At 64.8% G+C, this 18024-nt stretch carries 15 protein-coding genes and 1 tRNA gene; 7 read left to right on the top strand and 9 right to left on the bottom strand.

Features of this window, described 5'->3' with window-relative positions; translation table 11 throughout:
- Window positions 1-6: 6 nt before the first annotated feature.
- The 3 genes from C491_RS02180 to C491_RS02170 are packed head-to-tail and all read right to left on the bottom strand — an operon-like array spanning window position 7 to window position 1954.
- Window positions 7-627 (bottom strand): PH domain-containing protein, encoded by a 621-nt coding sequence (locus C491_RS02180; RefSeq protein ID WP_005553462.1) that lies wholly within the window; start codon window positions 625-627, stop codon window positions 7-9.
- Window positions 624-1490 carry a PH domain-containing protein gene (locus C491_RS24090; RefSeq protein ID WP_049891437.1) on the bottom strand — a complete coding sequence of 289 codons (867 nt, stop codon included), beginning with the start codon at window positions 1488-1490 and terminating at the stop codon, window positions 624-626. Before C491_RS24090 ends, C491_RS02180 begins: the two co-directional genes overlap by 4 nt.
- A 2-nt stretch (window positions 1491-1492) precedes the next feature.
- Entirely contained in the window at window positions 1493-1954 is a 462-nt protein-coding gene (locus C491_RS02170) for a MaoC family dehydratase (protein WP_005553460.1), read from the bottom strand.
- 258 nt (window positions 1955-2212) lie between these two features.
- On the opposite strand from C491_RS02170, the gene gdhB reads away from it, so the two are divergent.
- Window positions 2213-3487, top strand: coding sequence for a glutamate dehydrogenase GdhB (gene gdhB / locus C491_RS02165; protein WP_005553459.1), 1275 nt, complete (start codon window positions 2213-2215; stop codon window positions 3485-3487).
- A 204-nt stretch (window positions 3488-3691) separates the two neighbouring features.
- On the opposite strand, the gene C491_RS02160 is transcribed toward gdhB, so the two are convergent.
- Window positions 3692-4975, bottom strand: coding sequence for a Cdc6/Cdc18 family protein (locus tag C491_RS02160; RefSeq protein ID WP_005553458.1), 1284 nt, complete (start codon window positions 4973-4975; stop codon window positions 3692-3694).
- 1041 nt (window positions 4976-6016) lie between these two features.
- Here C491_RS02160 and C491_RS02155 point away from each other — a divergent pair.
- The 5 genes from C491_RS02155 to C491_RS02135 all read left to right on the top strand — a co-directional run bounded on the left by C491_RS02155 (window position 6017) and on the right by C491_RS02135 (window position 13719).
- Window positions 6017-7312, top strand: a complete 1296-nt coding sequence (locus C491_RS02155) for a P-loop NTPase (RefSeq protein WP_005553457.1) — start codon at window positions 6017-6019, stop codon at window positions 7310-7312.
- A 278-nt stretch (window positions 7313-7590) separates the two neighbouring features.
- Complete coding sequence (locus C491_RS02150) at window positions 7591-11106, top strand: molybdopterin-dependent oxidoreductase (protein ID WP_005553455.1); 3516 nt, start codon at window positions 7591-7593, stop codon at window positions 11104-11106.
- A gap of 16 nt (window positions 11107-11122) precedes the next feature.
- Window positions 11123-12331: a 4Fe-4S dicluster domain-containing protein gene (locus C491_RS02145; RefSeq protein WP_049891375.1), complete on the top strand. Its 1209-nt coding sequence runs from the start codon at window positions 11123-11125 to the stop codon at window positions 12329-12331.
- A gap of 2 nt (window positions 12332-12333) precedes the next feature.
- Window positions 12334-13122: a TorD/DmsD family molecular chaperone gene (locus C491_RS02140; RefSeq protein WP_005553451.1), complete on the top strand. Its 789-nt coding sequence runs from the start codon at window positions 12334-12336 to the stop codon at window positions 13120-13122.
- A gap of 219 nt (window positions 13123-13341) precedes the next feature.
- Window positions 13342-13719 (top strand): winged helix-turn-helix domain-containing protein, encoded by a 378-nt coding sequence (locus C491_RS02135; RefSeq protein WP_005553449.1) that lies wholly within the window; start codon window positions 13342-13344, stop codon window positions 13717-13719.
- A gap of 98 nt (window positions 13720-13817) precedes the next feature.
- On the opposite strand, the gene C491_RS02130 is transcribed toward C491_RS02135, so the two are convergent.
- A complete protein-coding gene (locus C491_RS02130) occupies window positions 13818-14324 on the bottom strand; it encodes a GNAT family N-acetyltransferase (RefSeq protein ID WP_005553447.1) in 507 nt (168 codons plus the stop codon).
- A 157-nt stretch (window positions 14325-14481) separates the two neighbouring features.
- Here C491_RS02130 and C491_RS02125 point away from each other — a divergent pair, with 157 nt between their 5' ends.
- Window positions 14482-15525, top strand: a complete 1044-nt coding sequence (locus C491_RS02125) for a hypothetical protein (protein ID WP_005553446.1) — start codon at window positions 14482-14484, stop codon at window positions 15523-15525.
- Window positions 15526-15635: 110 nt separating this feature from the next.
- On the opposite strand, the gene C491_RS02120 is transcribed toward C491_RS02125, so the two are convergent.
- The 4 genes from C491_RS02120 to C491_RS02105 all read right to left on the bottom strand — a co-directional run.
- Window positions 15636-15738, bottom strand: a tRNA-Gln gene (locus C491_RS02120).
- Between the two features lie 100 nt (window positions 15739-15838).
- A complete protein-coding gene (locus tag C491_RS02115) occupies window positions 15839-16588 on the bottom strand; it encodes an HNH endonuclease (RefSeq protein ID WP_005553444.1) in 750 nt (249 codons plus the stop codon).
- 87 nt (window positions 16589-16675) lie between these two features.
- On the bottom strand, window positions 16676-17824 hold the full coding sequence (locus C491_RS02110; RefSeq protein WP_005553443.1) for a pyridoxal phosphate-dependent aminotransferase: 1149 nt from the start codon (window positions 17822-17824) through the stop codon (window positions 16676-16678).
- Window positions 17821-18024 (bottom strand): 6,7-dimethyl-8-ribityllumazine synthase (locus C491_RS02105; RefSeq protein WP_241431285.1); only part of this gene is annotated, 204 nt, incomplete at its 5' end. The genes C491_RS02110 and C491_RS02105, both read right to left, overlap by 4 nt.

Raw genomic sequence — 18024 nt, 5'->3', positions numbered from 1 at the left:
AGGGTGCTATCGACGCTCGTCGCCGTTCCGCTCCTCGAGCGCCAGCCGCCAGCCCCGAACCGCGTCCCTGATCGCGGTCCACTGTGCCCGCGTGCCGGGAACTCCAGCCCTTTCGGATCCCTCCGCCGCGCGCTCGAGCTCGGCGCGAACCTCGAGCGGAGCGTCGACGGAGCGAAACGCGAGCGTCGACCCGCTCGCGGTTTCGATCGAGACCGTTCCGGCGTCGATCACCGTCTCGAGGGCGCCCTGCGTGACGGTCGTGTTCTGGACCCGCTCGAGGCCGACCGTTCGCACCGAGACGCCGACGACGCCACGTCTGATCGCCAGCCGGTGGTCGGTGATCACGAACTCCGTTCTCGCGAGCCGAACGTAGGGCCACACCGGGATCGCCGCGAGTATCGGGATCCAGCCTAGTGCCAGGATCGTAAGGAACTCGAGGATGACGCCGACGGCGACCGCGGCCATGGCGAGGACCGTTCCGGCCAGCCACGGGTAGATGGTCTGGACCCGAGGTCGGCCTCGCCACTGTAGTCGCTCGTCGGACTTGAGGGCCAGCCAGGATGCGACCCTCTCTCGGTCTGCCTGATCGCCCGAATCGGTCCGAGAACGACTCGTCGCGGCCGTCATCGTCGGTTCCGATCGTCGTCGTCGGATCCGTTCCTCGAGTCGTCCTCGAGCGGACGGTCATCGAGCGACGGATCGTCGCCGTCGAGGAGTCGGTCGTCGGACGGATCGCCGTCGGGCGGGCTCCCATCCGCCGGGCTTGCGTCGTCCGTCGGCGGCTGTCGCCTGCGAACGGGCTCTCGACGATCCGGTTTGGATTCGGTCCTCGACTCGGGTTCGGTCCTCGAGTCGAATTCAGGCCTCGACTCGGCTTCACGTCCGGTGTCCGAGTCGGGCTCGAGCAACCCTTCGCCGTCGATATCCGATATTTCGTCGTCGATATCCGGTATCTCGCCGCGGTCATCCGACCCCTCGACGGCCGCACGGATCGCCCGTAGCTCGGCGAGGATCTCCTCGAGGACGTCGCCCTCTCCCTGACCCGGATCACGGTGGCGGCCGACCTGTTCGCTGATCCGCTGTTGGACCATTCGGGGTTCCGGAACGGACCGGAACGCCATCTCGACACCTGCGCCGCCGGCTGTCGTGAGTTCGACCGTTCCGTATCCGAAGGTCGAGCCGAGTGCGGACTGGCTGTAGGAGATGTCCTGGACCTTCTCGTGGTCGATCCGTTTGACGTCCCGAGAGAGCACGCCCGTCTTCCGGTAGACGGCGCTGTCGGTGATCACGTAGACGGTGTTACTGATCCGAAGGTACTCGCCGACGATGATTAGGATCCCGATCAGCACGATCGAGAGCGGGATCCCGATCGCCAGCGTCGGCAGCAGCGTCCGACGGTCGGGGCCGCCGACCCAGACGATCTCCTCGTCGTCCTCCAGCGAGAGCCACTCGAGGTCGCGCTCGAGGGCGGGATCACCGGAGGCCGACATCGTCACTCCGCCTCCGCGCGCTCGCGTTTCAGCGAGAGGACGGTGCGCTCGAACTCACAGACGAGTTCGTCGTCCTGGTTGAACGCCTCGACGCGCATGGTGACGATCCCGCGCTCGCCGTCGCTGGTCTCGCGCTTGTCGGTTACCGTCGACTGAACCCGGATCGTGTCGCCGTGAAACACCGGCTGGGGGTGTTCGACGTCGTCGTAGGAGAGGTTCGCGACGATCGTCCCGTCGGTCGTCTCCGGGATCGAGACCCCGACCGCCAGCGACATCGTGTAGAGTCCGTTGACCAGCCGCTCCCCGAACTGGGTGTCGCCAGCGAACTCCTCGTCGAGGTGGAGCGGCTGCTGGTTCATCGTCATGTCACAGAAGCGCTGGTTGTCGCTCTCGGAGATCGTCCGTCGGCGCTCGTGTTCGATCGTCTCGCCGACCTCGAACTCCTCGTAGTACAGTCCCGTCATGCGTTCGACCTCCACGAGACCGCACAAAAACGCGTCGGGATCCCGAGGCGTCTTTCGCGCGCTCGAGGGTGGCCCAGCTGCGATCGGACGGCTGTCAGGTGTTGGCCTCGTGGTCGCAAGTATTGTCGTAATTCGCCCGGAGTGACAAGGATTATTATTTGGCGCGGACATCGATCAGACCTGCACTCCGGAGCCCGGATCGACGACGAGTCGCCGATCCGTTCGAGCACTACTCCGATCGTGCACCACCGTTTCACAATGACTACAGCCGAATCCACAGCGGAACCCGAATCCGAGAGCGCCGTCGAAACCGCCCGCCGCCAGCTCGAGCGCGCCGCGGCACACCTCAAGGTCGACGAGGGCGTCGTCGAACGGCTCCGGCACCCGACCAGCGTCTACCGGGTGTCGATCCCGCTCGAGCGCGACGACGGGACGACCGAGATGTTCACCGGCTACCGCGCCCACCACGACAGCGTTCGTGGCCCGTACAAGGGTGGGCTGCGCTACCACCCCGGCGTCAGCGAAGACGAGTGCGTCGGGCTCTCGATGTGGATGACCTGGAAGTGCGCCGTGATGGATCTCCCCTTCGGCGGCGCGAAGGGTGGCGTCGTCGTCAACCCGAAGGAGCTGAGCAACGACGAGAAGGAACGGCTCACCCGCCGGTTCGCCGAGGAGCTCCGACCCGTCATCGGCCCGATGAAGGATATCCCGGCTCCGGACATGGGAACCGATCCACAGACGATGGCGTGGTTTATGGACTCCTACTCGATGCAGGCCGGCGAGACGACGCCCGGCGTCGTCACGGGGAAGCCGCCCGTTATCGGCGGTTCCAAGGGCCGCGAGAAGGCCCCCGGTCGAAGCGTCGGGATCGTCACGCGAGAGGCGATCGACTACTACGACTGGGAGCTCGAGGAGACGACGGTCGCGGTCCAGGGGTTCGGCAGCGTCGGCGCGAACGCGGCCCGCTATCTGGACGAACGCGGTGCGACGATCGTCGCGGTTTCGGACGTCGACGGGGCGATCTACGATCCGGACGGGTTCGACACGAACGACGTCGAGGACCACGACGAGGCACCGGGGATGGTCTCGACGTACGACGCCCCCGAGACGCTCTCGAACGCGGAGCTGCTCGAGCTCGACGTCGACGTGCTGATTCCCGCGGCGGTCGGGAACGTGTTGACCGTCGAGAACGCCCGCAACGTCCAGGCCGAGATGATCGTCGAGGGCGCGAACGGACCGACGACGTCGGCCGCCGACCAGGTCTTCGAGGATCAGGGCGTTCACGTGATCCCTGACATCCTCGCTAACGCCGGCGGGGTAACGGTGAGCTACTTCGAGTGGCTTCAGGACATCAACCGCCGCGCCTGGAGCTTGGAGCGGGTCCACAAGGAGCTCGAGTCGGAGATGCTCCAGGCGTGGAACGCCGTTCGAGAGGAGTACGACGCGCGGGACGTCACCTGGCGCGACGCGACCTACCTCGTCGCGCTCTCGCGGATCGCGGACGCACACGACGCCCGCGGCCTGTGGCCGTAGTAAGGGGGTATCGTTTCCCGTCGATAATCGCGACCGTTGGGCCGGGGTCCCACCCCTCGTTCAGAGTGAAACGGCTCGAGAGAGCGGGGGGCGACGGAAACGAGGCGTGGTGCCGAGACTACTGGAACGGAGAGCGACTGCGACGGGGAGCGACGTAGGAGAGCGACGCGAGGGAGTTGCAGAAGCGAAGGGTGGAACGGAGAGCTACGAGAACGAGGACAGGTCGACGCGTCCGCGCGTCGAGTCGGTACTGTCGGCGAGTTTGTCGTAGGGCGGCAGCTCTTCGAGCGAGTCGTCGCGACGGACGGCCTTGACGATGTGTTTCGGATCGGTGACGAGGCGGTGAAGGAGGTAGCTTCCCTGGGAGCGACCCCCGCCGGTCTTCTCGGACTCGATAACGCCCAAGAAGGCCTGTTCCTTGAGCTGGCGGTAGAGCCCGTTCTCGGTGATCGGGTCCGTCGCGACCAGCTCGCAGATGTCGGCGTAGCGCTCGTAGATCTCGCGGGTCTTGTAGGTCTCGCGGTCGCCGGTGACGATACAGCTCGCCAGCGCGTACAGTGCCAGTTTCGCGTGGGCGGTCGCCCCGCTGGTGAGTTCCTCGATCCGGTTGATCTCGGCGACCTCCTGAGCCTGCTTGATGTGGCGCTCGGAGACGCTCTCGGAGGCCGTGCGGCGCGCGAGTTCGCCGGCTTCCTTGAGGATCTCGATCGCCTTGCGCGCGTCGCCGTGTTTCTTCGCCGCGAGGGCGGCACAGAGCTCGATCGTGCCGTCCTCGAGCACGTCGGGCTGGAAGGCGTCCTGGCGATTTCGCATAATCTCTCGGAGCTGTGCGGCGTCGTAGGGGTGAAAGAACAGCTCCCGGTGGCCGAAGCTGCTGTCGATCCGTTCATCGAGGGTCTCGCGGTACTGGACCTTGTTCGAGATGCCGATGACACCGATGTAGGCGTCGGTCTTTCGCGCCTCGCGGGCCCGCGAGAGCTGCATCAGGATGTTGCTGTTGTCGAGCTTGTCGATCTCGTCGAGGATCACGATCACCGAGTCGAAGAACTCCTCGAGGATCGACCAGATGTGCTGGTAGTACTCCATCGTGCCGACACCACGGACCGGAATGTGCTGGTCGTAGCCGGTCTGGTCGGCGAGACTGAGGGCGAGCTGGCGGGTCGCCCGCGTCTCCGTGTTGGCTTCGGAGCAGTCGACGTAGAGCACGCCACAGCCGATCTCGTTGTCATCGGCGGCGTCCCGGGCCCGCGTCGCGACATGGCGGGAGATGAGACTCTTCCCGGTCCCGGTCTTGCCGTAGATCATCACGTTGTTCGGTGGGTCGCCCCGCGTGATCGCCCCGACTTCGGCGGCGACGGACTGGATCTCGTCGTCCCGGCCGACGATCCGGTCCTCATCGGGGACGTGGCCGACGTGCAGGAGTTCCTTCCGATTGAAGATCGGATCCTGCGACTGGAAGAGGGGATCCCCACCGGCCTGTTCGGTCATGTTGCTGTCCTTGGAGAGTTGTATAATAAAACTATGGAAGGTAGCTCAGACTGATAAGGTATCTCGAGCGGCGTTGAACCGATGTATTTCGAGAGAATCGGCGCGAGCGGGCCGGAGGCCGCATGCAGACTGAACGACGGGGAGACTCCACCGGTGTTTTCGGCCTCTCTTCGACCCCACCCCCACCCCTCGTTCAGAGTGTAACGGCTCGAGAGAGGGGGTGGGGAGGGGTGGTGGGGGAGGGGTGGTAAGAAATGGCGGTGGGTAACCACGGGATTGAGACGGTAACTGCTGTGAGGACGTGACAGTTCTCTCACTGTACTCCCATCTCGAGCATAGCGTGAGTCTGTCTAGCATCCACTGTAGCCGAGATCTACTAGTTAGTATTATATTTTTTGGTATAGGTTGTTGCTGCTGGTAAGAGAACGATTTCTAGACCATCTCTAGTTAGTTACTATGTCTTTCTAGATATCTATCTAGTATCTAGACGTAGACATTCAGAGAGAGTCCACCACAATATGCTAGCTGCCAACTAGATTAAAGATACCACACTCCAAGGCAGCGTACTATGCGAATCGACGCCTACGTCGACTCAGGATAAGGATGCTGGTAGTATTTCGTATCTACACGACAGAGTTTGCTTCCCTGTTCCGCTTTGATCGAGCTCTCGTGTAGAATTACCGCGAGACGACTCAACTGTGGTGATACCGATCGATACGCTGGTCTCCTACTGAATATCCTTCCCACCGTCGTCCCTCACAGGTAGGGGGACACCTTCGAAGCCCTTTTCACTCTGAACGAGGGGTGGGGGTGGGCACACACCCAACTCAGAGTGAAAAGCTGTGGCTCGTAATCGCCGCTTCCCCCGGCTTCCCGCTCGAGTCGTTACACTCTGAACAAGGGGACCGGGGGACGGGGATGGCGACAGTGACGCCACACCGATCGTTCAACGACAACGTAGTCGAGCGCCGTCCGACGACGTCTTCCCAGCCCCTGGGAAGAGACGCTGGGTGAAATACCGTCCGTTCCGAACACACGTCCATGGAAGACGAGACACCGCGGACGGACGACGAGATCAAGCGCGCGGTTATCGACCGAACACGAGAGGTACAACTGGCGGACGGCGACCCGGTCAGCGAGCAACTGCTCGAGGACGTTTCCGTCGAGAACGGGGTCGTCACGTTCACGGTCGTCTTCGATCGGCTCAACCGGCAGTTGAGCGAGCGCCTCTCGGATCAGCTCCGGGGCGCCGGGCTCGCGACCGAGGGGATCGATCACGTTCGCCTCAAGGCGACCGACGCCGAGGCACCCGAGAGCGGTCTTCCCGTCACGGGCGTCGACTCGCTGATCGCGATCGGCAGCGCGAAGGGCGGCGTCGGCAAGACGACTGTCACCGCCGCGCTCGCGCGGGCCCTCGACGAGGCCGGGCTCGACGTGGCCGTTTTCGACGCGAACGTCTACGCCCCCGATATCCCCGGCCTGCTGGGCGCGGAGGGACCAATCCAGAACACGCCCTCGGGCCGACCGCAGCCGATCGACGCCGACGGGATCGAGGTCGTCAGTCTCGACCTGATCGCCGAGGACGGCCCCGTCGCCTGGCGCGGCGCGATGGTCCACGACGTCCTCAAGGACCTCCTCGGGGACGCGACCTGGGACGACCGGGACGTGCTCCTGGTCGACCTCCCGCCAGGGATCGGCGACGCCGTCTACACTCTCGTCCAGCAGGCCCCCCTCGACGGCGCCCTGCTCGTCAGTACGCCGACCGACGCCGGGGCGAGCGCGACCGAGCGGACCGGCGCGCTGTTCACCGCCAACGACGTCGAGACGATCGGCGTCGTTCCGAACATGACCGCGACCGAAACGAACGAGTCGCCGTACGACGGCGACGGCCGCAATCTCGAGGACGCAATCAACGAGGACGCGGTCGCCTCGATCGAACCCGTTCCGTTCGATCCCGCGCTCCGGACCCCGACGGAGCGATCGTTCGCCGACGGCACCTCTGCAGGGGAGCGGGCGATCGCCGACCTCGCCGAAACCGTCGAGTCGTTCGTCGCCGGGAAGGGCGGAACGCGGGCGCCCGAGGACGCGATCGACCTGCGCGGGCTCCCGCCCGAGACCTGTAATCGACAGGCGATCACCGAACTCGGGGTCACCGAGGACGGCCACCTGTCGCTGCTCTGTCGCCACGACCCCGAGCGACTCCGCGAGTCCGTCGCGGAAACCCTCGAGTCCGACGGCAAACGCCTCGAGCGAGCCGACGTCGAGGATCTCGGACAGGAGGGATGGCTCGTCGAGTTCGAGACCGAGCCGCTCGCGCGGTCCGAACCACTGGCCTGAGCCGACTCCCCGGGCGACCGTCCGGAACCCGTTTTCGAGCGATCAGAATCCGTGTCTCGTTCCTTCTTTCGCACCCCGTTATAAACGACCCGCTATACCGTGGTTTCCGGGCCGCTCGTCCCCATTCGCTGGGAACAGCCGCGTCTGGTTAAAGAGAGGCCTCCCAACGATAGCCTGTATGAAATACGGACAATCGGAACCCACGGAACGGCATCCGTGCCGGGCAACGACCGCACCGTCCGTCGGCTCGCTCCGAGCGACGTCCGCGGGGTGGGACGATGTCTGAATCCGAGGACGACGCCGGCATCGAGATGACCCGCCGCGAGCTCGGTGCCGCGGCAGCCGGGGTCGCCGGTGCCTCCGGACTCAGCCTGCTGGGCTACCGCCGGCTCTCGGGCGACGCCGACGAAACGGCCGAGGAGGGACCGATGAACCCCCTCGAGGAGTATCCGGACCGCGAGTGGGAGGAACACTACCGCGACGTCTGGGAGCCCGACTCGTCGTACATGCTGACGTGTACGCCCAACGACACCCACAACTGCTACCTCGAGGCCAGCGTCAAAAACGGCCAGGTCACCCGTCTGGGCCCCTCGATGAACTACGGCGAGGCGACCGACCTCGACGGAAACCAGGCAACCCAGCGGTGGGATCCCCGTGTCTGTAACAAGGGGCTTGCGATGGTCGAGCGCTTCTACAGCGACAAGCGCGTCCAGGCACCGATGGTCCGCGAGGGTTTCGCGGAGTGGGTCGAGGAGGGCTTCCCGCGCAATGACGACGGCTCGATGCCCGAGGAGTACGCCAACCGCGGCGAGGACAACTGGGTCGAGATGGAGTTCGACGAGGCGTACGAACTCGCCGCGGAGGCGATCTACAACATCGCCGAAAACTACAACGGTGACGCCGGCGCACAGCGGCTCCTCGAGCAGGACTACGACGAGCGCGTCGTCGAGGAGACCGACTCGATCGGGACGCAGGTGCTGAAGTTCCGCGGCGGGATGCCCCTGCTCGGAATGATCCGACTGATGGGCATGTACCGCGTCGCGAACCAGATGGCGCTGGTCGACCAGCACATTCGCGACGTCGACGCCGAGGAGGCCGTCGGCGGCGTCGGCCTCGACAACTACTCCTGGCACACGGACCTGCCGCCGGGACACACGATGGTCACCGGCCAGCAGACCGTCGACTTCGACCTCGTGAACGTTGAGTACGCCGACCACGTCATCCTCGCCGGAATCAACTTCCTGACGACGAAGATGGCCGACTGCCACTGGCTGACCGAGGCCAGGCTCAAGGGCACGAAGGTCACCGGCGTCTTCACCGACTACAACGCGACGGCCTCGAAGTGCGACGAGCTCGTCGTGCTCCGGCCGGGGACCGACTCCGCGCTGTTCCTCGGTGCGGCCAAGATCATCATCGAGGAAGAGCAGTACGACGAGGACTACGTCCGCCGCTTTACGGACCTACCGATGCTGGTTCGCATGGACGACAAGTCGCTCCTGCGCGCCAGCGACGTTATCGAGGGCTACGAGCCCGCCGACCTCGAGAAGACGATGGTCGTCGAGGACGACGAGGACCGACCCAACGAAGGGACGACCGGCGTCTGGGAGAACGTCCTCACCGAGGACCTTCGCAACGAGTGGGGCGACTTCGTCGTCCGCGACGAGGAAAGCGGCGAGCTCGAGCCGGTCACCCGTGACGAGATCGGCGACGACTTCGATGTCCCCGCCAGCCTCGAGGGAAGCTTCGAGGTCGAGACCGTCGACGGTGAGACCGTCGAGGTCCGCACCGTCTTCGATCTGATCAGACAGCACCTGACCGACACCTGGGACGCCGAAGCGGTCGCCGAGGTCACCGGAAGCTCGCCGGAGGCCGTCGAGAACCTGGCCGCGGACCTCGCGGACAACCACGAGAAGACGCTCATCCTCACCGGGATGGGGCCGAACCACTACACGAATCAGGACCAGAAGGACCGCGCCGCCTTCCTGCTGGCGTCGCTGACGAAGAACGTCGGCCGCCACGCCGGCAACGTCGGCAGCTACGCGGGCAACTACCGCGGGGCGTACTTCAACGGCCGCGATCAGTGGATCTACGAGGATCCGTTCGATCCCGAGACCGATCCGGACGTGACCGACGTCGACATCCGGAACACGACGACGGCACAGTCGGCCCACTGGTACTCCAACGGCGACCGTCCCCTGGAAATCGAAGGCGAGTACCACATGGGCGACTCCCACATGCCGACGCCGACGAAGCTGCTGTGGGTGTCGGGCTCGAACTCGATCCTGGGCAACGCGAAGGGTTCCTACGACATCATCGAGAACATGCTTCGCAACGGCCGGATCGAGGCCTTCTTCACCAACGAGTGGTGGTGGACGGGAACCTGCGAGTACTCCGATATCGTCTTCCCGGCCGATTCGTGGGCCGAACACAACATGAACGATCTCACGGCCGCCGTGACGAACCCGTTCGTGATGGCGATCCCCACGACCGATATCGACCGGATCTACGACACCCGCAACGACGCGGAGATCTACGCGGGCGTCGCCGAGAAGCTCGGCGAGCTGTTAGAGGACGATCGGTTCGAGGACTACTGGACGTTCATCGACGAGGAGCATACGGCCCGGCCGTACCTCCAGCGGATCATCGACCACTCGAACACCGTCAAGGGGTACGACATCGACGAGATGCTCGAGGAGGCCCAGGAGGGGACGCCGAAGCTGATCCAGACCAGTACCTACCCGAAGAAGATGGGTGGGCGCCAGGCCGTCGACGGCGACCCCTGGTACACGAAGACCGGTCGGATGGAGTTCTTCCGCGAGGAGGAGCTGTTCACCGAGGCCGGCGAGAACATCCCGCTGCACCGCGAGCCGATGGACGGCACGTTCTACGAGCCCAACGCCATCGTCTCCGGTGACGATCACCCGATCATCGAGCCCGATACCCCGGAGGACCTCGGTGTCGGCGATCGCCGCGACGGTGACGCTCGACAGATCCGCAACCGGATCTACACGCCCGAGGAGCTCACCGACACCGAACACCCGCTCAAGGAGCTCGACGAGGGGTACGACTACAGCTACATGACGCCGAAGTACCGCCACGGCACCCATACCTTCGCGAACGCGCTGCCGAACATCGCGGTCTGGTGGGGTCCCTTCGGTGACATGGAGCGCCACGACGAGCGCAAACCCTACTACGGTGAGGGGTACATCGAGATGAGCCCCGAAGACATGGAAGCGGAGGGGCTGAACGACGGCGACTACGTCTGGGTCGACGCCGACCCCGAGGACCGGCCGTACCGCGGCGCCGATTCCGAGGACGAGGATAACTACGCCCGCGCGAAGATGCGCGCCCGGAGCCAGCCGGCGATGCCACGGGGCGTCACCCGTAGCTGGATGAACTTAAACGGTGCCTCCCACGGCACCGTCGAGGCGCACAACGACGAGGACGGCGACGGGATGGCGGTCAACGAACAGACCGACTACGCGTCGCTGTACCGGCAGGGAAGCCACCAGAGCGCGACCCGGACCTGGTTCCGGCCGACCCTGCTGACCGACGACATGGCCCGCAAGAACTACGGCGGGCAGAACATCGACGTCGGCTTCGAGATGGACGTCCACGTCGCCAACGGCGCGCCCAAGGAGTCGTTCGTCAAGATCGAGAAGGCCGAGGACGCGGCTCACGAGGAGGACGAGGAGCAGTGGATGCCCGACCGGAAGGGCCTCCGCCCGAGCAACGAGGACGAATCGATGGAGGAGTACCTGAGCGGCAACTTCGTGACGACTTCCGACGACTAACACAAGGTGATTACCAATGGCTGAAGTATACAACTGGCAGATCGGACGAGAGATGGAGTACCCCTACGGAGAGGCACGACCCGAAAAACAGTGGGGTGCCGTCTTCGACATCAACAAGTGTATCGCGTGCCAGACATGTACGCTGTCGTGTAAGACGACCTGGACCCACGGCGAGGGCCAGGAACACATGTTCTGGAACAACGTCGAGACCAAGCCGTACGGCTCCCATCCCATCGGCTGGGACAAGGAGATCCTCGAGGAGCTCGGCGTCGGCGAGTGGACCGAAGAGGACGGCGAGTACGTCTACGACGGCGACACCATCTTCGAGGCAAACGATATCGACTGGGAGGACATGGAGCCCGACGACGACCCCGGAAACATGCACGGCGAGGGGATCGAGGGCTACCGTCCCGACAGCGAGGACTGGGCCTACCCCAACCTCGGCGAGGACGAGCCGGCCGGCGAGAAGTTCGAGGCGGACACGCACATCTCCGAGGACGAGGAGACCCACCCGATGTGGTTCTTCTACCTCCCGCGGCTGTGTAACCACTGTACGTTCGCCGGCTGTGCCGGCGGCTGTCCGGTCCAGGCCGTCTACAAGCGCGAGGAGGACGGGATCGTCCTGATCGACGAGGAGAACTGTGAGGCGCTCCAGGAGTGCGTTCGGGCCTGCCCGTACGGAAAGTCCATCTACAACCCCCAGGAGGGCGTCTCCCAGAAGTGTGTCGGCTGTTACCCGAAGGTCGAGCAGGGACTCGTTCCGCAGTGTTTCGAGACCTGTCTCGGCAAGATCCGACAGCACGGCTGGGTCAACCCACCGGAGGAGGCCGACTCCTCGAACCCGATCGACTACCTGGTCCACGACGCCGAGGTCGCCCTGCCGCTGTACCCACAGCTCGGCCTCGAGCCGAACGTCTACTACATCCCGCCGATCAACGTGCCGACGGACTACCTCGTCCAGATGTTCGGTCCCCGCGTCGAGGAGGCGAAGGAGACCTACCAGGCCGCCCGCCGCGGCGACGAGGAGTACCGCAAGCTCCGTGGCCTGCTCCACCTGATGGGCTCGACCGAGTGGCGCGTCGAGGAGTTCGAGGTGACCGACGAGGAGGCCATCGGGTACGACGAGGACGGCTCGACGGTCGCCCGCGTCCCGATGGAGGAGCCCCAGTACGAACGCGAACTGTACGACGAGGACAACGACGCCTACCGGCTCGACATCACGTAACCATGACCGCAACCATCCACGTTCACCGCGCACGACTGTACAAGCTCGCCTCGATGGCGTTCGACCGTCCCGGCGAGGAGTTCGAGGAGGCGTTGCTCTCTGGAACGTTCGAGGAGCAACTGCTCGAGTCCGCCGCCGCCCTCGACGACGAACCCCTCGAGGAACACGCCGAAGCGGTCGCCGAGGCGGCTCCGACCAACGAGGACGAGTTCGACGACTGCTACTCGGACTGGGCTGCGCTGTTCGGCTTCGAGGAAGGTGGCAACATCTCCCAGTACCAGATCGAGTACAGCCCGGGCACACTCGTCACCAGCACGGACGTACTGGCCGACATCTCGGGGTTCTACGGCGCCTTCGGCCTCTCGATGGACGAGGGCAACCGCGAGCGCGTCGACCACCTCTGTATCCAGCTCGAGTTCCTCTCGCACCTGGCCCTGCAGACGGCCTACCTCGAGAACGAGGGCGACGAAACCGGTATCGAGGTCCTGACCGACGCACAGGGGAGCTTCCTCGAGGATCACCTCGGGCGCTGGACGGGTCGGTTCCGCGAGACGCTCGAGGACGAGGCCGACGTCGAGTTCTACCGCGCGCTCGCGGTGCTGGTCGATAGCCTCGTGGCCGATGACACCGACCGGTTTGGCGTCGAGCCTAAGCAGTTCGAGGAGACGCCGGCGTCGCCACTCGAGGGGCTCAACGACGGTGAGGGTGACTTCCGCTGTGGAACCTGCAGCGCGACGTCCTCGGGACCGACCGCCGAGATGCCGATGGGCAACCGCAAAGGTCCCTACTGAGCTCCCGTTCGATTTCGGCCGTATCCCGTTCGATCCCGCGTCCGATCCGCAGTCGTCCTTCTCCGATCCGATTCGGCGCTGCTCGATTCGATCTCGAGCGGACTCGTGTTTCGCTGCATCTCCGACCCTGCCCCACATAACTACCCCCTGATAAACGGCCCCGTATATTTTGGGCGTTAGTTGGTACGGATCCCACGGAAAGAAGGGAGTAGAACGACGATGTCCGTGACGAACTACGACCGCGATCCCGCCGACTCCGTATCGCCCCTCTCGACCGAAGACGACGTCGACGTCGACACCGTTCTCACCGCTCTCGAGGACGGCGACTGCCGAACGATCCTCGAGGCGACGACCGACGAGGCGCTGACCGCCGCCGAGGTCGCCGATCGGTGCGAGATCCCCTCCTCGACGGTGTACCGCAAACTCGAGTTACTGACCGACGCGGGACTGCTCGAGGAACGGATCCGAATTCAGATCGGCGGCAAACATGCCAGCGAGTACTGCCAGTGCTTCGACGAGATCACGGTCTCCGTGACCGGCACCGACGGCATTTCGATCGACGCCCCGGGGCAGGGCTCGAGTGCGCTCTCGGACTAACGTCTACGTTTCTACGATGCTCCCGCCGATGACCGAGCGACGGATACACGGATACGTCCCCTTTTCTTCGAATCGACTTCCAAAACAGGGTCACAAGACTACAGGCGGAGTTCCATCTCGTGCTCTCCCCGCCCGCTCGCCGTCGTCTCGAAGCCGGCCGACCAGTAGAGGTTCATCGCGATCCGGTTCGAGCGGGAGACGGTGAGCCAGACGTGCTCGACACCGCGGTCCTGTCCCTGGCCGAGCAGCCCGCGGATGAGCTGTGTCCCGATCCCTGCTGCCTGGTACTCCGGTCGAACGAAGATCGCGAGCTCGAACAGCTCGCCGGAGGGGACCAATACCGCGTGGCCGACCGCGTCGTCCCCGTGGTAGGCGACGGTGTTGTACCCGTCCTCGAGCAGCCCCTCGAGCCACTCGCGGGTTCGATCGTCCGATCTGGGCGGGAGCCCCTGTGACCGCGACTCCTCGTCGAAGTGGCCGTACATCTCGACGAGGGGATCGGTCCCGTCGTCGTACTCGACGACGGTTATCGTCCGGCCCTCGTGATCGTCGGCCGTCGTCGGCGGACGCGGGAACCGCGATCGCTGATCGGACGGGAGGGTCATGAGGTGTACTCGGTGGCGGACGTTCCTAAGCCTGTCCCGGGTTCCCAGCGACTGGGAGCGAGCGAGCATCCGTCGTTTCGGTCGAGAGACTCGGTACCGTACTCTCTGCGGGACGAGCGCGTCACGGTTTTCCCCGTTCGGGCCGAAGCGCCTCCGTATGAAACGCCGTCAGTTGCTCTCGACGACTCTCGCCGCGACGGGCCTCGCGACGATCGCCGGGTGTTCCGGCACCGGCGACCTCGACGGTGACGACGGCCAGTTCCCCTCCCGCGACGTTCCCGGCTACGCCGGGTGGGTCCCCGAGGCGAGCCGAGGAACGGAGACGGGCACGTTTTTCGCCCACCTCGACTGGACGGCCCTCGAGGAACTCGAGGCCGGCGTTCCGAGAACCGACGACGAAACCGAGGCGCTCCTCGAGGAGGCTCCGATCCTCGGACTCCCGATGTACGGCGGGCTGATCGCTCCGTTTGCGGCGTTCGGGATCATGTTCTACCCCTTCTCCGACGACATCCTCCCCGAAGACGGCCAGGATATCGACGGGATCGCGACCGACTCGGTGACCTGGACCGAGAACGTGCTCGTGTTCCACGGAACGTACGACCCCGAACTCTTCGTCGCGCAGTACTCCGAGGAGTTCGAGCAGGCGGACGAACGGGACGGGTACACCGTCTACGTCACCCCCGAGGAGCTGGCCTACGCCGTCTCGGAGGACGCGGTAGTCGTCGCCACCCAGCCCGGCGACGACGACGGGTATCGGCCCAAAGCCGTCGTCGAGGACGCGCTCGAGCGCCGCCTCGACGAGGTCGACCGAACCGTCGACACCGACGACGGTCGCTGGCTCTTCGAGACGACGGGCGACGCCGCGATGGCGTTCGGCGTCTGGAACGTCGAGAGCTTCGACGACGCGCTCGAGCCGGTCGAGGAGCTCGGCGCCGGCGACGAGCCGCGAGCCGACCTGGATGTGGGCGGCAACCCCGTCCTCAACGACGTCGATGAGTTTGTCACTACTCTCGTGGTCGATGCCGAGGACGGCGACCTCCTCGAGACGGAAGCCCGATTCTCGGGGCTCTATCCCGAGGATTCGGTCCCTGCCGAGAGCATGGTCCGGGACCACCTCGTCGACGAGGACGTGCCCCACGAGATCAGCCTCGAGGAAAACCGGGTCCACGCGTCGGCGACCTTCGAGGAACTACCGTCGTAAGCTGTTCGGAAGTTGGGGTCGGGTCGCTCGAGGTTGCTTCCGCTGAGGGATTTTCCGAACGATAGCTATCGGCCTGCTCGAGTTTATTTCAAACGAAAAACAGTGAAATATAGTCCCGGGCGGATTCGAACCGCCGTCATGGGCTGTCTTCCGTGACGGATCGAACCGAGCACGTCCAAAGGCCCATATGATTGGCCACTACACCACGGGACTTCTCACGTCGTTCGAAGCTCCCGCGTACCTCGCGATTCTTCGGAATCGCTCACCACCACGGGACTTCACTCGCGGGATAGACTCCCGCTGCACAATAGTGTTACTTTTCACGGCGAGGGGGTACCGCTATCGAGCCCGCTTCCACGCGACGGTGACAGCTCCGACACAGCGTGACGACGTTGTCCAGGGAGTGTGCGTCCTCGACGTCCTCGAACGACCGGACCGGTCGGAGATGATGTACGTCCGGGTTGCGATCGAGTTCGTCGGCGTTCGCGCCGCAGTGCTGACACTCGTACTCGTCTCGCTCAAGCGCCCGTCGCCGTACGCGCCACCATTCTCCGCCGTATTCGATCGGTCCACCCTCCCACTGGTGGTGCTCCGAGCCGACCACGTTCTCGGAAAGCCACTCTCCGTAGCACTCGAGCGTACAGAAGACGCCCCGCTTTCGCCGTTCGAGACGAGCGGGACGTACCTCGAGAGTCGCGCCGCACGACGGGCACGCTGTCTCGATTCGTTCGCCCTTCTCCGACGGGTTCTCCGGAAGCAATCCATCTGCGGCATCGACACAGTCCGGACAGTACCGTCCCTGCTTGTTGGACGGGTAGTACGAGAACGTCGTTCCGCAGGATGCACACGACGTGGTCTCGGTTGCATCCTTCCAGTTTCCGTTATGTTCTCCCGCGTTCGGGTTACAGTCGTCACAGAACTCGCGGCGCGCCTTCGGATCGTAGAACTCCGTCTCACAGCCGCTGCAGGTCCGGTTCGGAAGCGGATCCCCGTGTACTTTCGTATGATGCTGTCGCATTCCCCGTTCCGACTGGAGGGACTTGCCACACGTGGGACAGTCCATACGGTCGTTGACCCCGCTATCGTACGTAAAGCTAGGTCAATAGACAAAATCGACTGGGATCCGCGAAAATCGGGATCGGTGACGACGTTACAGGTAGTCTTCGTCGGCCAGTCGCTCGATACCCTCCTGCAGGCGCTGCTCGCTCGCGGCGTAGGAGATGCGGGCGTACCCCGGCGTGCCGAACGCGCTGCCGGGGACGGTGGCGACGTGGGCATCCTCGAGCGCGCCCTCACACCACGCCTGATCGTCCTCCGCGACGGGAAGCATCATGTAGAATGCTCCCTTTGGAACGGCGACGTCGACGCCGTGGCCCTCGAGCAGGTCGACGACCAGGTCCCGTCGCTCGGCGAAGGCGGCGACCATGTCGTCGACGGCCTCGTCGGTGTTCTCGAGCGCTTCGATCCCGGCGTGCTGGACGAAGTTCACCGCCGAGGAGACGGAGTGGCTGTGCAGTTTGCCGGCCTGGTCGATCAGCTCCTCGGGGCCGGCGAAGTAGCCCAGCCGCCAGCCGGTCATCGAGTAGGCCTTCGAGAAGCCGTTGACCGTGACGGTGCGGTCGGCCATCCCCTCGAGCGTCCCCAGGCTCGTGGGCTCGACGCCGTAGGTAATCTCCTTGTAGATCTCGTCGGAGATCACCGTCACGTCGTGCTCGACGGCGAGGTCGCGGACGCCCTTGAGCGCCTCGTCGGAGTAGACGGCGCCCGTGGGGTTCGACGGGGAGTTGACGATTAGCAGCTCGGTGTCGTCCGACACCGCGGCCTCGAGGTCCTCGAGGGCGGGGTCGAGCTGGAACTCGTGTTCGGAGAGGTCGACTCGCGAGAGCGAGCCGCCGGCCATCTTGACCATCGCCTCGTAGGAGACCCAGGCGGGATCGAGCAATACGACCTCGTCGCCCTCGGCGATCAGCGCCTGGACGATCTCGTACAGCGCTTGCTTCGCTCCGGGCGTGACGATGATCTCGTCGGTGCCGTGGTCGAGGCCGTCCTCGGCGAGCTTCTCGGAGATCGCCTCGCGTAGCTCGAGGATCCCCGCCGAGGTCGTGTAGCCGGTGTGGCCGGCGTCCATCGCATCCTTGCCGGCCTCGACGACGTTCTCGGGCGTAGGGAAGTCGGGCTCGCCGACCGAGAGGTCGACGACGTCTTCGCCATCGTTCTCGAGTTCGGTCGCGAGCGCGGAGATGGCGAGCGTTGCGGACGGTTCGACTCGGGTCAGGCGGTCGGTGAATTCCATTGTCATCGTTGATCTGGGTCGGGTAGCTCGGCGACGAGGTCGAGCGCGCCGTCGACGGCCTTCGCCGCGTTGTCGACGCGTTCCCGGGCCTCCGCGGCGGACATGCCGGGGCCGGTGACGCCGAGCGTTACGGGAGTGTCACGCTCGAGACTGACGTCGGAGAGTCGCTGTGCGGCCGCGTCGGTGATCACCCTGTCTCTTATACA

This window comes from Natronococcus amylolyticus DSM 10524, from assembly GCF_000337675.1.
Classification (GTDB): domain Archaea; phylum Halobacteriota; class Halobacteria; order Halobacteriales; family Natrialbaceae; genus Natronococcus; species Natronococcus amylolyticus.
The sequence above is the reverse complement of the archived record's forward strand: the minus strand, read 5'-3'. Positions and strand labels throughout refer to the sequence as shown.

Excerpts from the sequence above, each read along its gene's own strand:
- C491_RS02180 (WP_005553462.1), bottom strand. The coding sequence starts at position 627 with ATGACGGCCGCGACGAGTCGTTCTCGGACCGATTCGGGCGATCAGGCA.
- C491_RS24090 (WP_049891437.1), bottom strand. The coding sequence starts at position 1,490 with ATGTCGGCCTCCGGTGATCCCGCCCTCGAGCGCGACCTCGAGTGGCTC.
- C491_RS02170 (WP_005553460.1), bottom strand. The coding sequence starts at position 1,954 with ATGACGGGACTGTACTACGAGGAGTTCGAGGTCGGCGAGACGATCGAA.
- gdhB (WP_005553459.1), top strand. The coding sequence starts at position 2,213 with ATGACTACAGCCGAATCCACAGCGGAACCCGAATCCGAGAGCGCCGTC.
- C491_RS02160 (WP_005553458.1), bottom strand. The coding sequence starts at position 4,975 with ATGACCGAACAGGCCGGTGGGGATCCCCTCTTCCAGTCGCAGGATCCG.
- C491_RS02155 (WP_005553457.1), top strand. The coding sequence starts at position 6,017 with ATGGAAGACGAGACACCGCGGACGGACGACGAGATCAAGCGCGCGGTT.
- C491_RS02150 (WP_005553455.1), top strand. The coding sequence starts at position 7,591 with ATGTCTGAATCCGAGGACGACGCCGGCATCGAGATGACCCGCCGCGAG.
- C491_RS02145 (WP_049891375.1), top strand. The coding sequence starts at position 11,123 with ATGGCTGAAGTATACAACTGGCAGATCGGACGAGAGATGGAGTACCCC.
- C491_RS02140 (WP_005553451.1), top strand. The coding sequence starts at position 12,334 with ATGACCGCAACCATCCACGTTCACCGCGCACGACTGTACAAGCTCGCC.
- C491_RS02135 (WP_005553449.1), top strand. The coding sequence starts at position 13,342 with ATGTCCGTGACGAACTACGACCGCGATCCCGCCGACTCCGTATCGCCC.
- C491_RS02130 (WP_005553447.1), bottom strand. The coding sequence starts at position 14,324 with ATGACCCTCCCGTCCGATCAGCGATCGCGGTTCCCGCGTCCGCCGACG.
- C491_RS02125 (WP_005553446.1), top strand. The coding sequence starts at position 14,482 with ATGAAACGCCGTCAGTTGCTCTCGACGACTCTCGCCGCGACGGGCCTC.
- C491_RS02115 (WP_005553444.1), bottom strand. The coding sequence starts at position 16,588 with ATGGACTGTCCCACGTGTGGCAAGTCCCTCCAGTCGGAACGGGGAATG.
- C491_RS02110 (WP_005553443.1), bottom strand. The coding sequence starts at position 17,824 with ATGACAATGGAATTCACCGACCGCCTGACCCGAGTCGAACCGTCCGCA.